18 protein-coding genes are annotated in these 16,018 nt (G+C 28.8%); 1 reads left to right on the top strand and 17 read right to left on the bottom strand.

Annotated features, from left to right (window positions below):
- The first annotated feature begins 48 nt into the window (after positions 1-48).
- The gene (locus IPH62_15620; GenBank protein MBK7106702.1) at positions 49-891 is read left to right on the top strand and encodes a 3-hydroxybutyryl-CoA dehydrogenase; all 843 of its coding nucleotides are present in this window, start codon (positions 49-51) and stop codon (positions 889-891) included.
- A gap of 282 nt (positions 892-1,173) precedes the next feature.
- On the opposite strand, the gene IPH62_15625 is transcribed toward IPH62_15620, so the two are convergent.
- The 17 genes from IPH62_15625 to IPH62_15705 all read right to left on the bottom strand — a co-directional run bounded on the left by IPH62_15625 (position 1,174) and on the right by IPH62_15705 (position 16,017).
- Positions 1,174-2,094: a diacylglycerol kinase family lipid kinase gene (locus tag IPH62_15625; GenBank protein ID MBK7106703.1), complete on the bottom strand. Its 921-nt coding sequence runs from the start codon at positions 2,092-2,094 to the stop codon at positions 1,174-1,176.
- Between the two features lie 48 nt (positions 2,095-2,142).
- Positions 2,143-2,526 carry a holo-ACP synthase gene (acpS, locus tag IPH62_15630; protein MBK7106704.1) on the bottom strand — a complete coding sequence of 128 codons (384 nt, stop codon included), beginning with the start codon at positions 2,524-2,526 and terminating at the stop codon, positions 2,143-2,145.
- Between the two features lie 10 nt (positions 2,527-2,536).
- The gene (locus IPH62_15635) at positions 2,537-3,451 is read right to left on the bottom strand and encodes an MCE family protein (GenBank protein MBK7106705.1); all 915 of its coding nucleotides are present in this window, start codon (positions 3,449-3,451) and stop codon (positions 2,537-2,539) included.
- Positions 3,444-3,800, bottom strand: a complete 357-nt coding sequence (locus IPH62_15640; GenBank protein MBK7106706.1) for a hypothetical protein — start codon at positions 3,798-3,800, stop codon at positions 3,444-3,446. Before IPH62_15640 ends, IPH62_15635 begins: the two co-directional genes overlap by 8 nt.
- A gap of 8 nt (positions 3,801-3,808) precedes the next feature.
- Positions 3,809-5,074 (bottom strand): HlyC/CorC family transporter, encoded by a 1,266-nt coding sequence (locus IPH62_15645; GenBank protein MBK7106707.1) that lies wholly within the window; start codon positions 5,072-5,074, stop codon positions 3,809-3,811.
- A gap of 35 nt (positions 5,075-5,109) precedes the next feature.
- Complete coding sequence (locus IPH62_15650) at positions 5,110-5,544, bottom strand: single-stranded DNA-binding protein (GenBank protein ID MBK7106708.1); 435 nt, start codon at positions 5,542-5,544, stop codon at positions 5,110-5,112.
- 26 nt (positions 5,545-5,570) lie between these two features.
- Positions 5,571-6,032: an SPOR domain-containing protein gene (locus IPH62_15655; GenBank protein MBK7106709.1), complete on the bottom strand. Its 462-nt coding sequence runs from the start codon at positions 6,030-6,032 to the stop codon at positions 5,571-5,573.
- 59 nt (positions 6,033-6,091) lie between these two features.
- Positions 6,092-7,477: a hypothetical protein gene (locus IPH62_15660; protein ID MBK7106710.1), complete on the bottom strand. Its 1,386-nt coding sequence runs from the start codon at positions 7,475-7,477 to the stop codon at positions 6,092-6,094.
- 14 nt (positions 7,478-7,491) lie between these two features.
- Complete coding sequence (locus IPH62_15665) at positions 7,492-8,760, bottom strand: outer membrane protein transport protein (protein ID MBK7106711.1); 1,269 nt, start codon at positions 8,758-8,760, stop codon at positions 7,492-7,494.
- Positions 8,761-8,828: 68 nt separating this feature from the next.
- Entirely contained in the window at positions 8,829-9,332 is a 504-nt protein-coding gene (locus tag IPH62_15670; protein MBK7106712.1) for a hypothetical protein, read from the bottom strand.
- Positions 9,322-10,824 carry an acetyl-CoA carboxylase biotin carboxylase subunit gene (locus tag IPH62_15675; GenBank protein MBK7106713.1) on the bottom strand — a complete coding sequence of 501 codons (1,503 nt, stop codon included), beginning with the start codon at positions 10,822-10,824 and terminating at the stop codon, positions 9,322-9,324. Before IPH62_15675 ends, IPH62_15670 begins: the two co-directional genes overlap by 11 nt.
- 59 nt (positions 10,825-10,883) lie before the next feature.
- Entirely contained in the window at positions 10,884-13,232 is a 2,349-nt protein-coding gene (locus IPH62_15680) for an endonuclease MutS2 (protein MBK7106714.1), read from the bottom strand.
- Positions 13,222-13,803 (bottom strand): CvpA family protein, encoded by a 582-nt coding sequence (locus tag IPH62_15685; protein MBK7106715.1) that lies wholly within the window; start codon positions 13,801-13,803, stop codon positions 13,222-13,224. Before IPH62_15685 ends, IPH62_15680 begins: the two co-directional genes overlap by 11 nt.
- A 3-nt stretch (positions 13,804-13,806) precedes the next feature.
- On the bottom strand, positions 13,807-14,253 hold the full coding sequence (locus IPH62_15690) for a GatB/YqeY domain-containing protein (protein ID MBK7106716.1): 447 nt from the start codon (positions 14,251-14,253) through the stop codon (positions 13,807-13,809).
- Between the two features lie 83 nt (positions 14,254-14,336).
- The gene (locus IPH62_15695) at positions 14,337-14,750 is read right to left on the bottom strand and encodes a biopolymer transporter ExbD (GenBank protein ID MBK7106717.1); all 414 of its coding nucleotides are present in this window, start codon (positions 14,748-14,750) and stop codon (positions 14,337-14,339) included.
- A gap of 23 nt (positions 14,751-14,773) precedes the next feature.
- Positions 14,774-15,313 (bottom strand): biopolymer transporter ExbD, encoded by a 540-nt coding sequence (locus tag IPH62_15700; GenBank protein ID MBK7106718.1) that lies wholly within the window; start codon positions 15,311-15,313, stop codon positions 14,774-14,776.
- 20 nt (positions 15,314-15,333) lie between these two features.
- Entirely contained in the window at positions 15,334-16,017 is a 684-nt protein-coding gene (locus tag IPH62_15705; protein MBK7106719.1) for a MotA/TolQ/ExbB proton channel family protein, read from the bottom strand.
- Position 16,018: the final 1 nt, after the last annotated feature.

Below are 16,018 nucleotides of genomic sequence, written 5' to 3' on the forward strand. Positions count from 1 at the left end.
AATCCTTAATTGATTTATAAAATATTTTTCTGTGAGTAATTTATGGAAATTAAAAAAATTGGAGTGATTGGTGCCGGAACGATGGGAAATGGAATTGCACACGTTTTTGCGCAAAATAATTTTATCGTTGAATTTATTGATGTGAATGAAGAATTACTATTTAAAGGAATGGCAACAATTAAGAAAAATTTAGAAAGACAACTTAAAAAAGAATTGATTAACGAGGAAATTCTTAATAAGACATTGAGTAATATTAAGCATAAAGTTGGAATTAACAATCTTTCATCAGAAGTGGATTTAGTTATTGAAGCAATTATTGAAGACAAAAAGTCTAAAATCAATTTATATAATAATTTAAAGGATATAGTTAATTCTAATTGTATTATTTCATCTAATACCTCATCAATTTCTATTACAGAATTAGGAGCAAATTTAAATCCGGAAAAATTTATAGGAATGCATTTCATGAATCCTGTACCAGTTATGAAATTGGTTGAAATTATTCGCGGTTATTCTACAAGTAATGAAACATTTGAAGCTATTAAGAATCTTACATTAAAAATTGGTAAAACTCCTGTTGAGGTTAATGATTATCCCGGATTTATTTCTAATAGAATTTTAATGCCGATGATAAACGAAGCAATATTTTCCTTATATGAGAATGTTGCTACAAAAGAAGATATTGATACTGTTTTAAAATTAGGAATGGCTCATCCATTGGGTCCGCTTGAATTAGCTGATTTTATAGGATTAGATGTTTGTTTATCTATAATGAATGTACTTTATGATGGTTTTAATGATTCAAAATATCGTCCGTGTCCGTTATTAAAGAATATGGTTGCTGCAAATAAATTAGGAAGAAAATCCGGTGAAGGGTTTTATAAATATTAGTAATACATTTTAATATTTATTTATTAAAAATTGTCCTATAATGTATATTATGTAAACTAATAAATTCCCTATTTAACAAAACCTTGATATTTAACAATAAGATATACTACAATAATTAGTAATAAAATAAAAACAATCGGTGATCTTTTTTTTGAGGATTTCTTAAAACTTGCTCTGAATCCAAGTTTTTTTTTTCGAATTTCATCACGATCAATTTCAGGTTTGTAATACCTTGGTTGGTATTCAAATTTCTTATTTTTAAATTTTTTCATCAACATATTGCTATGCCATTTCAATTATTTGTAATTTCTCTTTATAAATAGAAATTTCGGCAGATTTTAATTTATCACTTATAATTTCTCCATCGCAGTGAAAATAATATGGATTTTTTAATGTTAAGGATACAAATTTAGACTTCATTAATTTAGCTTCTGGAATTTCACTTACTTTATTGATTAGTGCCTTCGGTAATGCCACAATTAATCTTCGTCTTGTTATTTCATCAAATAAACTTATATCAATTAATCCATCATCAATTTTTGCATATGGTGTTAAATAAAAACCGCCTCCGTGTGAAATCCCATTTCCAAAAGTAATCATCAATTTACTTTCGTCAAGCTCAAAATCATTAAATTTAATATTAACTTTAACCATTTTAAAATTAAACAAAGCTTTTACAACAGAAACAAGATATGCTGAAATTCCGGATAGAACTTTATTATTTTGAGTTAATGCTCCAACATACGCATCAAATCCCAAACCGGCTCCGTTAATAAATTTATGAAATAAATTACTTGAATTTTCAGTCTCATATTTTACTTCACACAAATCTATTTTACGAATATTGTTTTTTTCAATTCCGCAATTTACTTTTAGATTGAATAAAATATCTTTAGACAATTTTATATTTTTTGAAAAGTCATTTCCACTTCCAATTGGGAGCACGCCAAGTTTAATTGTACTAATTAATTCATCGGGGATTCCATTAACCACTTCATTAAGTGTTCCATCACCACCAACAGAAATAACAACATCATAATTATGTAAATTTTTCTTCAAAAATTCAGTGGCAAATTTTGGATATTCTGTAATTTGCAGTTTAAAATTTATTTCATGTTTCTTGAGGAATTCTTCAATAATTGGAATGAATTTTCTGCCTCTTCCCTTTCCAGAAACCGGATTTACGATAAATAGATATCTCATAAATAGTTTTGACTATGATAGGATTTGTAATTTAAATTTTAGCCGAAATTAGTAATGATTATTTGCGTAAATAATTGCAAAACATGTAACATAATTTTCAGAATGACTCATCGATATTTTTAATGATTTATCTTTTCCAAGAAATTCTTTTATTCTGCCATGTAAATTTACATTCGGCATTCCGGAACTTTCGTTAAAAATTTCAATATCTTTCCATCTAAAACCTTTGCTCCATCCAGTTGCTAAAGCTTTTGCAATTGCTTCTTTTGCTGCAAATCTTGCCGCCAAATGTTGATATTTATTTTTCTTTTTTAAACAATACTCCAATTCGGTGGCAGTATAAATTTTATTTAAAAAAAGGTCGTCGAATTTTTCAACACTTTTTTTAACTCTTTCAATTTCAATAATATCTATTCCAATTCCAAAAATCATTTTATCTCAATTAAAAAATATCAACATCGGCTTTAACTTCTAATCCGCCTTTCTCTAATTGCTTATTTAACGTTTTTGTTAATTTCTTAAGTTGCTCAAGGGATTCTTTTACATCATTAAATAAGTTTTCATCATATAAAATTTTGCCTATGTTATTTTTTCCGTTTACTGTTTCTTTAGTAATTGAATTTATATTTTGAATTAAGGAATCTGCATTTTGCAAAGTTTTATTTGATAATTTCAGCATATCGTTAAAAGTAATTTTATTTTCAGCAATTATATCTTTTGTTTGGCTTGTTAAAACTTTTGTATTCTCAATTATTTGAGAAATATCACTCTGATTTTTAATAAGCAAGTCATTTAAATTTGAAGTCAATAAATGTAAATTCGAAACTGAATTATGCAGATTAGTTTTGAATTCATCATTTAAAAAATTAGAATTGACAAAATTAAGTGAAGTTCTGAGATCTTTTATAACCGAAATTAAATCGCCTTCAACGGAATTTAAAGTTGCCATTACAGTTGAAATGTCGCCGGAAAATTTACCTACATAAATTTTATTAAAGTCAATTTTTGCAGATGAAGTTCCGTTAATAATTTCTATTTTTTTACCGCCCATTAAATCCAACATCATAATTGAAAATGTTGCATCTTCTTTTAAGTTCGGATCTTCCGAAAAATTTATTTTAACTAAAGCTGAATTTACTTCGGATTCGATTGACTCGACATACCCTTTTCTAACTCCGTTTACGCTTACAAGATCACCAATTTCCAAACCGGCAACTGTATTAAATTTTACGGAAAGCTGCATGTTTTGAGAAGTTAAACTGTAGTTTTTTGCCCAGCCAAAAATTAATACAATAACTATTAATGCAAAAAATATTGTTATACCAACTTTAAGTTCAGTTTTCTTTTCTTCATTCATTTGTTTTCAAAATTTGTTTAACAAATGCAAATTCAACAGAATCAATTTTTGAATCTTTTACAATTACTTCAAAATTGTGTGAAAAATCTTCCAACTTGTTTATTTTTGTTTCTATTTCTTTATTTTCAAAATCTTTAAAGAATTTATTCATTACAATTTTTAGAGAATCAACATATTGCTTATTCTCTAAATTTTCTAAATCTGAATTAATTTTCGATTGTGCAAATTCAATAACTTTATCTTTCCCAAAATCAATTAAATCATCGCCATGATATTTAATTATATAAAATACTACCCCAACAAAAATAGTCAGAGAAATAATTACTGTTAAAAAGCAGCCTTTTTTCATAAAATTAATTAAAGTTTTTCAACTTCTACTTTACTAATTCTGTTACTATCTAATGCTAAAACTTTAAAGGAATATCCATATTTTTCAAATTTATAACCAACATCCGGAATTGTTCCGGCATGGTTGAAAATAAATCCACCCAGTGTTTCAAAATCCTCGTTAGGAACTTCAATATTGATATTTAGTTTTTCTTCCAATTCATCAATATATACTTTACCAAACATAACAAATTTATTATCACTTATTTGTAAAATTTCGTCTTCTTCAATATCATATTCATCGCGGATTTCACCAACAATTTCTTCCAAAATATCTTCAAGAGTTATCAATCCAGCAGTTCCACCGTATTCATCTACAACAATACTAATATGCATATTTTTTTCTTGAAATTCTTTCATCAATGTGCTTAATAATTTTGTCTCGGGAACAAACAAACAGTCTCTAATTACTTTTTTGATATTAAACGAAGTTTCACTTTTAAGAAATGGGAGCAAATCTTTTGCGTGAATAACTCCAATAATTGAATCAAGATCATTTGAATAAACCGGAATTCTACTGTGACCGGAAGTCTTTATAATTTGAATTAACTCTGGAAACGGAATATCTTCCGGAACTGAAATTATATCAACGCGCGGAGTCATAACTTCTCTGGCAAGCATTGATTTGAATGAAACTAACCCGTGAATTAATTCATGTTCTTCTTCTTCAAGTGTTCCCTTTTCAATTCCAATATCTGCTAAATCAGCAATATCTGAAGTAGATAATGCTGTTCTTGATTTATCATATTTTACATTTGATGTAAGAATTTTCATTATTATTGAAAGCACTTTGGAAATTGGACTAATAACAATACTAATAAAATACAACGGCGTTGCAATTAGTTTTGCAATCTTAACCGGATGTTTATTTGCCCAAACTTTAGGTGTAACTTCGGCAAATAAAATTACAATTATGGTAAGAGTTATAATTTGAATTAATAATACAATATCAATGGAATATTTAAATTTCTCTGCAACATCTAAAGCAATAGAAACAGAAATAATCGATGCACCTACATTGCTTATTGTATTTCCTATTAGAATTGTAATAAGTAGTTTTTTAGGAAAAGCAATTAATCGTGCAATATATTTTCCAACGTGTTTAGAGCTTTTATTAATTTCATCTAATTTTTTATCATCTAATGAAAATAATGCAACTTCAGAACTGGAAAATAATGCAGAAAATAATAGAAGAACAATAAGAAAAATTGTTCGATAAAACCAATCTACGTCCAAAAAATATTCTTAACCTATGTTATTTTACATATAAACTAAAATGGTAAATCATCATCTTCTGCGGCTGAATTATTTGTGGATTCAACTTGAACAAAACTTGCAGAATCATGCGAAGAACTTTGTGATCCACTTTCCGAACTATCTAAAGGAATAATGCTAAATTTATCAGCAATAATTTCAGTTACATAAACTTTTTGACCATCTTTATTCTCATAATCTCTTTTGCTTATTCTTCCTTCAACGTAAAATTTTCTGCCTTTTTTAAGATTTGCTTTTAAAAAATCAGATACGCCAAAAATTACAATATTATGCCAAGTTGTTTCATTTACCCAATTACCGTCTCTGCCTTTATATCCATGTGTTGTAGCAATGGAAAATGTTGTAACTTCGGTATTATTTGTAGTAAATCTATGTTCCGCATCTTGACCTAAATTACCGATAAGCATAACTTTATTTAATGAAAATGCCATTAAAATTTCTCCAAAAATTATTTAATTTATTCAGTTACTATAAATGCATCTTTAAACATATTTTGATTCCAAAATCCATCTCTTACCATTTGAGCTTCTGATTTTGTTTTATATGGCGTACTTCTAACAGTATAAAGTGCATTTGTATTATTGTAAACTATTGATAATCTAAAAGGAACTTTCGATTCATTTTCTGCCATAAATTGTTCTGCTCTCGATTTTGTAGAAAATGCGCCGAGTTGTAAGAAAAATCCATGTTCAGATGATTTCAATAAATTATCTTTTGATTCATCATCATCAAAAGTATTATCTACTTCCTTTTTTAATTCATCAACATTTTTAGTTTTATCTTTTGATTGATCGACTTCATCAAAAACATAGACTTCTTCAGTTTCAGATTTAGCTTTTTGCTCTTCTTCTTCAGAAGATTGAAAAATTGAACAAGCAGAGAAAGAAAAAATTAATAGAATAATAAATATGTTTTTCATTTTTATACTTTTGTTTGTTGTTAATACTCAAAAATACTTAGCTTAATTTAAAATATCAATTAATAAAATAATCTATCAAAAGTTCCTTTTTCAAAAATAGGTAAATTATTTTTGGTAAAAGTCACTTTCTTTGCTAATTCTAAACTGCCTGGAATTTCAGAAACATTTATTTTATCCATAGAAGCATCGAACACATCATTAATTTTTTCTATAAATAAGTTTGCAATAATTGCATAACCTTGACTTGTAGGATGAACACCGTCTAAGCTAAAAATTCCGCCGGAAATAAATTCTGTTGTAAATTCAACTCCATTTGCAATGTAACCATTTTCCGCAACTTCGTTGAAGAAATTATTTATATCAACAAGATGAAAACCATATTTTTGAGAAATACTATTTATTGATGCATTAAAATTACTCACAACATTTTCTACAATTATTTGTTCGGAAGGATCTAAAACAAAAGTATTTGGGAACGGATTTTCCGGTGTTAATCCAAATGGATAAGCAGTATTTACGCCTTCCGGAACTGCTAATGAATTTGTTGAGTAGTATAATCCTTTTGTATCACCAATAAATGCAGCTGCCGAAGATCCTCTTAAAGTAACCATAGTTTTGTTTGTTAGCAAATCCGAAACGGACGCAACTCCAATTGGGATTTCAGTTGAAGTTGAATATACCAATCCTTGAATTTGAGGATTTTGTGTTTGAGCCGCTTGAATTGCGAGTCCAACATTTGGTGCAACAGTTGTAAAAAATGGAATTGCACTAACATTTGGGATATTTGCCAAAACAACTGGAATACTTGCTTGAGCTAAACCTCCGCAAAGTTGATCATATAAAAATGCAAAAGTTTCTGTTGGAGTATGAGGTAAAGTTCCTCCGCTTGTTGCGTAACCTAAAATATCATTATTGCCAATCCATAAACTTACTAATGTTGGTTGAGCGGAAATTGCCATTTCCAAAGGAGTTTTGTCTTGATTTCTTAAAACGATATCAAAAAATAAATTTGTTTTATCGATTGCGGTTGCAGAGCTTTTTGCTGTTAAAATATCAGGAAGCAGAGCTCCGGGAATTCCCAAATTATTATAAACTCCAACGTAATTTAAATTAGTCGGTGATCCGGCATTTATTGAAGCATAGCTAGTGGAAAACGGATCTAACGATTTAACTTCTATTCTTCCGCCTATTCCGGGATCACTAATTGTGGGTTGAACAAATTCAACTCCAGCTTGATTTGCAATTTGCTTTCCGTAGGAATATTCTTGTGCACTTTCATAAAGCGCACTTGATTGATAACCGGCTGTTAAACTATTACCAATTGTTACAAACTTGCTGAAATCAGCGCTTCCGGTATTTGGTTTTGCTGGTTCTGTTAAGTCACTTCTATCTTCGCAAGATAAAATAAAAATTCCGATTAAAATTATTGCTAATAATTTTTTCATTTATTTCTCCAAACTTAAAATTTATAAGCTAACGTAACTGAAAATAGATGTGCAACTGAATTATAAACTCCATTCATAGGTGAAATACTATTATCGATTCCGCTGTAATTTTCCAATGAATTTGTAATTTTTCTTTCATCAAACCTCAAAAACATATATGCAGCTTCAACTGAAACACTTTCATTTAAATTGTAAGAACCTCCGAGATTAAATCCCAATCTGTCGGAATCCGGTAATGTCGGATCTAATCTTTCATCCGAAACTGGATTGTGATCATATAAAAATCCGGCACGCGCAGTAAAAGATTTACTATATTCGTATTCTGTACCAAGCCTTGCAATAAATCCATTATCATATAATCTTTCTGAAGTAGAAACTAAAAGTTCACCAGTTTCTGAATCTTCAAATTCCTCAAATTGAACTTCGAGTTTATCATAACTATCCCATCCAACATATTGATAATCAGCGGTAAGAGTAAAATTTTTCAAAGGTCTAATTGCAATTCCTAATGTTATATTTTCAGGAGTTGTTAACGGAGCAGCAATTGGTCCGTTCGGTAGTAGTCCGTCAAATTGAGAAGAATAATTCGATGGAACAGCGTCGCCCTCAAAATCAAATCTAACTTGACTTCTGAATGATAACCCTAAAGAAATTGATTTAATTGGATGAACAAATATTCCAGCAGTAAATCCCGAACCCAAACCGGTTCCTTCTAACTCTAAAGAAGGTTCGCTATTGAAAGGAGCTAAATTAATTTTTCTATTAATGAGAACATCACCATAAGCAAATACATATCCAAATCCAACGGAAACTTCATCCATAATTTTGTAGGAAGCAACTGCATTAAAAAAGAATGTTCTAATTTCAGTTTGAACTGTCATAAATCTTCCGACCCAGTTCTCGTCCCATTTGGTTCCAAGTCCGTAATTATTACCAACTCCTAAACCAAGAAAAAATTTATCATACAATTGATGAGTAGCGTAAAAATGAATTGGGTTAAAAACTTGCGAATTCATTTTAGTTTCAGTGATTGATGGTGAAGGTCCTCTAAATGTTGAACTTGGTAAAATTAAAGTTGCGCCGCCAATTAAGTGTGTTCCGTAAAGCTGTGTAATTCCCGCAGGATTAAAATAAATTGCAGAAGGATCGTTTGCAAGACCTGTAAATGCACCGCCTAATCCCATTGCTCTTGAACCTTGTTCATTAATTTGAAATCCGCTTGCAAAAATATTTGAACAAGCAATAATAAATAAAAGTATTATAGTAAAATATTTTCTTAACAATCCTCCCTCCTTTTAGAGTATAAAGCTTTTTAAAGATACCAATATAATTTGCCTAATTGCAACTTTTGCTATTCAATAGTTAATAGTATTTGATTCTTTTCAACAGAATTTCCTGCTTTAACAAAAATATTTTTTATTCTTCCGGATTTTGTAGAGTGAATTTCATTTTCCATTTTCATTGCCTCGAGCAAAATTAATGGTTCACCTTGTTTTACTTTTTCATCAATATTTTTATATAATTTTAAAATTAAACCGGGCATTGGCGAAATAATTTCTTCTACTGAATTATGGCTTTCATTTTGCTTTAAATAATTTTCTACTTTTTCTTCCAAAGCTGTTTTAATAGATGTTTCAACATAATGTCCATCAATTAAAAAAGTAATTTTGTTTTTATTTTTTTGTGCTACAGTTACATGAAATATATTATTATCAAACTCCAATTTGTAAGTGTGTTGAGACAATTTAGAAATATTACAATTGTGTTGAACTCCATTTACCAAAACTTTTTCAAAATTTGAAGTTCTGATTTTTATTTTTTTATTATCAACTGTTGCAATAAATTCATTCTTCATTTTGCTGCGACCAATTATTTGTTTCAGAAATACAATTTTTTGTCGGCTTAAGATTACTATTTCCAAACTTTAGAAATGCACTTAGCACAGCAGAAATTTCATTGTATTTTTGGTTAATATTTTCGCGCCACTTACTTTTTTCTAAAGACAAAAAATGATTTTCCAAAAAATTATTATCAAATGTTGAATCTAAAAATTTAGGATGTTCCAATATCCAATAGAAAAAATTTATATTAGTTTTAACTCCGGCAATTTGATATTCGCCGAGAGCCCGCTTCATCCTTGCAATTGCTTCACTTCTATTATTTCCCCAAGTTATAATTTTTGAAAGCATTGGATCATAAAATATTGAAACATCTGAAAGAATATCAATTCCCCTATCAACTCTAATTCCAGCACCGGATGGTAGTCTGTGATGTAATATTTTTCCGGTTGAAGGAGCAAAATTATTATCAACATCTTCTGCATAAATTCTGCACTCAACTGCGAAGCCTTTTATTTTAATATCTTCTTGAGTAATAGATAATTTTTCTCCACAAGCAATTTTTATTTGTTCTTTTACAATATCAATTCCGGTAATCATTTCAGTAACTGGATGTTCAACTTGTAGCCTCGTATTCATTTCAAGAAAATAAAAATTTTCATTTTGATCAAATAAAAATTCGATTGTGCCAGCATTAAAATATTTTGCGGCTTTCGCAGCATCAATTGCAATTTGTGTTACTTTATTTCTCAAATCATTGTTTAACGAATTTGAAGGAGCTTCTTCCAAAACTTTTTGATGCCGTCTTTGCACAGAACATTCTCTTTCAAAAAGATGCAAATAATTCCCATGTTCATCGGCTAAAATTTGTACTTCTATATGCTTAGGACTTTCAATAAATTTTTCTATATATATTGAAGAATCTCCAAACGCTTTTTGAGCTTCATTTTGTGCAAGTTCAATTCCCTTTTCTAATTCATCGAAAGAGGAAATTTTTCTCATGCCCTTTCCGCCGCCGCCGGCAGAAGCTTTAATCATAACTGGCAAACCAATTTGATTTACAATTTTTTCAGCTTCTTCAAAATTTATTATTGGTTCAACTGTTCCGGGAACAATGGGAATTCCATTTTCAATCATTAATTTCCTTGCGGAAGTTTTATTTCCCATCATTTGCACTGATTGAAAACTTGGACCAATAAATTTTATTCCGCTTTGCGTAACTTTTTCAATGAATTCAAAATTTTCTGATAGAAATCCATAACCGGGATGAATAGCATCCGCATTAATTTGTTTGGCAATATTTATTATTTTTTCAATATTTAGATATGATTCTGAACTTTGCGCCGGTCCAATTCTATAGGCTTCATCTGCGGTTCTAACATGTAAAGAATTTTCATCTGCATCTGAATAAATTGTTGCCGCAACAATTTCCATTTCTTTACAAGCATTAATAATTCTTACAGCAATTTCACCACGATTTGCAATTAATATTTTTTTAAATTTTGACAAATTGCTTGCTCGTATAAAATATTAAATTTAAGATATGAAAAATAAATGAGAAAATTTATTTATTTTAATTTTACAAATGTAGCGCCCGCACCGCCAAAATCAGCATTGGCTAATTCAAACGATTTTACCATTTCATGGGTTTCTAAAATATGATGAACAGTTTCTCTTAAAACTCCTGTCCCTTTTCCATGAATTATTTCAACATTTTTTAAGTTACTTAAAAACGCATTATCAACAAATTTTATTATTTCAAATTCAACTTCTTCCGGTTTTCTTCCTCTAATATCTAACCGAGAACTTTCAATTGAATTTTGAGCAAAATTGTTAAATAATTCAGCATTTGTTTCTTTGTTTTTTTTGGTGTGAATTAAATTTTTTGATTTGACTTTTATTCTTAATTTACCGGTGTCCAAAGTTATTATTCTTTTTTCAAAATCAATTTCTACTATTTCACCAGTTGTTCCAGAATCTTTTATTTGTACATAATCCTTTATTTCAAAATTTGTTTTTTCAAAAATTTCTTTTTTTGGAATTGCAAAGTTTATTTCTGTTAAATTTTTAATTTCTTCAATTTTTTGTTTTTCTTCTTTGATTACATTTTTGTCGGCATTTGATTCTTTGATTTTTTTAATTGTATTTTCAAATTTACTGTTTACATCATTCAAAAATTCTTCAGCTTTTATTTTGGTTTCTTTTAATATTTTTTCTTTCTGATCTTTTAATTTAAGATTTTCACGCTCGTATAAACTTGTTAATCCCTGAAGTCTTGAATTTTCAATTTCCATTTGGTTTAATTTTTTATTCAGTTCACTTGATTTATTTTCAAGTTCTGTTATAAAGTTTTCAATTTTAAAAGTATTTGAATCCAAATGATTTTTTGCTTGATCAATTATACTTTTTTCCAAACCAATTTTTGAAGCAACTTCAAAAGCATAACTAGAACCCGGAATTCCTTGACGAAATTTATATGTCGGAATTAAATTTTCAATATCATATTCCATTGATGCATTTTGAAAGTGCTCTATTTCAGAAGCAATAATTTTCAAATTTCCGTGATGTGTTGTAGTTATTACAACAGATTTTAGTTCTGCCATTTTAATTAAAAATGAAGTTGCAAGCGCAGTTCCTTCACTTGGATCGGTTCCGGTTCCAATTTCATCAATTAAAATGAGTGAATTTTCATTAGCGTTTTCCAATATATTTTTGATGTTTCGAAGATGTGAACTAAAAGTTGAAAGATCATCTTCAAGCGATTGTTCATCGCCAATATCCAACATAATATTTTCAAAAAACATAAATTCCGAATCTGGATGAACCGGAATGTGAATTCCCGAGTTTACTAAAAGTGAAAGTAATCCAATAGTTTTTAGAACAACAGTTTTTCCTCCGGCATTTGGTCCGGTAATAATTGTAATATTGTTTTTTTCAAAATTAAAATTGAGAGGAATTGTTTTTTCTCTTCCCATTTTTTTTAATAGAATTGGATGACGAGCATCAATAATATTTATTTTTCTTGATGAACTTATTTGAGGAAAACTTCCTATAATTTCCAAGGAGTATTTTGCATTTGCAAAAATATTATCAAGTTCTGTGATTGCTTCGAAAGATAATATTAATGATTCAGAATTTTTACCAATAATAATTGTTAATTCTCTAAGAATTATTTCTATCTCTCTTTTTTCAGCAAAAGTAAGTGATAAAATTTCATTATTAAGTTCTAAAGTTTGTTCCGGCTCAATGTAAACTGTTTGTCCGGTATTTGATTCGGAATGAATAAAACCTTTAACATGCCTTTTATGTTCTGCTTTTATTGGAATTACTAATCGGCCGTCTCTCTGAGTTATATATTCTTCTTGAACTAAATATGAATCGCTTAAATTTTTAAGAATTTTTTCTACAACATTTGAAAGAGCAGAATTTTTTTTGATAAGTTCTTTTCTAATTTCACTTAATTTTGGACTTGCAGAATCTCTAATTTCTCCGGTTTCATTAAATATTTTTATAAAAAGTGATTCAAAATTTTTATCCGCAAAAAACGAATTTGAATATTTTGTAAACAAATCCGTATTCAAGGCATTGGTTTTAAGGTAAGAAAAAATTCTTCTTGATATTTGTGAAAGTTCAAATACTTTTAAAATTTCTTCTTTCTTTAAAATTGTACCAAGAATTGTGCTTTGCACTAAAACTTTTTGAAGATTTGGTAAATAATTAATTGGAGGATATTCATAATTAATTAAAATTTCTTTTGCTTCAGAAATTAGTTTGCCTTTTTGAATTGCTTGTTCTTTTTCTAGAAAAGGTTTTTGCAAAAGTATTTGTGATTTGCCGGATTCTGTGGAAGCATAGTTTGAAATATAATTCAGAACTTTGCCGTATTCAATTTTTTCTAAAACTGAGTTACTTATCATTATTTGTATTAAGAGTATCTAAATCAACCGGTTCGGAAAAATCTTCCGGAATTTCTTTATCATTTTTACTATCTATATAATCTTTTAGAAAACCTTCAGTTTTAAAATTCGATCCAATTATTAAATCAATTATGCTCGGCGTAATATTATAAATTTTTGTATAAAGCAAAGAATTATCTTTATCAGTTTTCTTAGGAATATTTAAAACATTTAAAAGCAGCAAAAATACACTTGCGAAAAATACAATTTGAATTGTTCCGGTAATGCCGCCTAACAGTTGATTTATAAATTTATTTACTTTATCAACAGGATGAATTAATCTTTTAATAATTGATGCAAATAAAATTGTACCCAAAAAAATTATAAATCCGCCGATCATTTTAGCGAGGTAAATTTCGTCATTGAAAATTGGTGCTAATTGTTCGCCAATTGGTCCGGCATAAGTAATCGCAAGGTAAATTGCTAAAATTAAACCAATTAAACCGATAAGTTTTCTTACAAGTCCGTCTTTATAACCAAGAATAAATCCGATAAAAACTATAATAATTAATATATAATCAATATAATTCAAAATTTAACTCAAAAAAGATTCAACAATTTTTCTTATTTCGCTTCCGTCGGCTAATCCTTTCAAATTTTTCATTGCAGCTGGCATAAGTTTTGCAAAATCTGTTTTTGAAACTGCTCCAATTTCATTTGCAATTTCTTTTATTTTTGCTAAAATTTCTTCATTCGACATTTGTTTTGGAAGATAATTTTGAATTATTTCCAATTCTTGACTTTCTTTTTCTGCCAAATCTTTTCTTCCGGCATTTGAATATTGCTCAATTGAATCTTTTCTTTTTTTTGCAGCAGAACTTAACATTTTTATTTCATCTTCAGCAGATAATTCCTTAATTGTGCCGCTTTTTTCATACTCTAAAATTAATGCTCTAATTGATCTAATTGTATTTAAGCGAAGTTTATCTTGGGATTTCATCGCGTCTTTTAGATCATTGTTGATTTTATCTTTTAATGACATTTTTAACCTTTAATGAATTTACAATTTAAAAAAAAAGCAGGTTATAAAATTATAACCTGCTCATAAAAATAAAAAGATAATTTCTACAATTTACTTGTTGCTGAGTAATTTATTCTTCTTGCGTCGGCTTTTCTTAAAGATTGTTGAATATCCATCACCAAGCCCATGGTTGAATTTTTATCTACTCTTAATGAAACAATAACTTTTGGTATATCAACTCTTTTCTTATACATAATATCTTGAATTTCTTTTAGTTCAACAATATTATCATCAATTTGAATTCTTTCATTATCGCCAATCCAAATGTAAGAAACAAGTCTTTTATCTTCTATTTTTTGAACAGCTTTTGCTTCTGGAAGTATGAATTTAACAAATATTTCCTGCTCCCTCATTGTAGTTGCAACCATAAAAAATAAAAGAAGCATAAAAATAATGTCTGGCATAGAAGCTGTTGAAACTTCAGTTTTTGCATTAGCACGTGATTTTTCAAATTTCATTTTCTTTCTCTCAAAAATTTTTATTACTTCTTAATTGATTCAGGTTCGGCAAATGACACAGTTTTCCAAACTTTTTCTTTTAGTTCTTCAAACTCTTCTTCAGTTAAATCTACAACCTTCTTTCCCCATTTTGAAGTCGCATATTCTTCTCTAACTTCATTAAAAGCTAATTCAACTTGGTCAAGTGTCTGAATAAAAATATTGTAATTAGTTTCTCTATCAGTTTTTATAGAAATTACTAATTTTTTGTTTTTAGGTAATTCAATTTTACTTCTAATTCTATCCTTTAATAAATCTTTAATTTGCGGAATAGCAATTATTTCATTATTCAACAAAACATCACCATTTTCATTTACAAGAATAGCAACCAGTCTATCTTTTGATAATGGTTGTTCAATTCTTTCATCTTCTGGAATATATTCAGGTAAAACCATACCAATACCTGTATCAACATCAATATTTGTTGTTACTAAAAAGAATAAGAGAAGTAAAAATGTAATATCTGCCATCGATGCTGCAGAAAACTCTCCACCAGGTCTTGTTTTTTTCTTATCTGCAATCATTATTTTCTCAATTTATTAAATTATTTTTTCATTTCGTAAAGTGCATCAATAAGTTCAATTGAACTTTCTTCCATATCACCAACAATTCTATCTATTCTTGAAATAAAGAAATTGTAGAAAAATTGTAAAGTCATTGCAACAATAAGTCCAAAAAGTGTTGTTAACAATGCAACTGAAATACCATTTGCAACAATTGCCGGAGACATTGTGTTAGCAGCGGCAATATCATCAAAAGCTTGAATCATTCCTTGTACAGTTCCAGTAAACCCAAGCATTGGAGCTAAGCTGATAAATAATGAAATCCAAACCAATCCTCTTTCCAAGAAACTCATTTCAATTGCACCATATGTCATGATAGCTTTTTCAGCAGCTTCAACGCCTTCATCTGCTCTTAACAAACCAGCATGGAAAACTGAAGCAATAGAACCTCTTGTGTTTTCGCACAATTTCATAGCTTCTTTAACTCCACCTTTTTTCAAAGCATCTTTTACGGAAACAATAAACTTTTTGGTATTTGTGCTTGATCTTGTGAGAGTCCACATTCTTTCAAACGAAAATGCTAATCCTAGAATTAAACAGCCAAGAATTGGCCACATGAAACCTCCACCAGCAACAAACTTATCTTGTAAATAAGTGAGCATGCTAGTAGATTCGGCTTGAGCCAAAATGTAAGTAATTGATCCAAATATTTCAGTAATTTGCATG

This window comes from Ignavibacteriota bacterium, from assembly GCA_016708125.1.
In the GTDB taxonomy this organism is placed as follows: domain Bacteria; phylum Bacteroidota; class Ignavibacteria; order Ignavibacteriales; family Melioribacteraceae.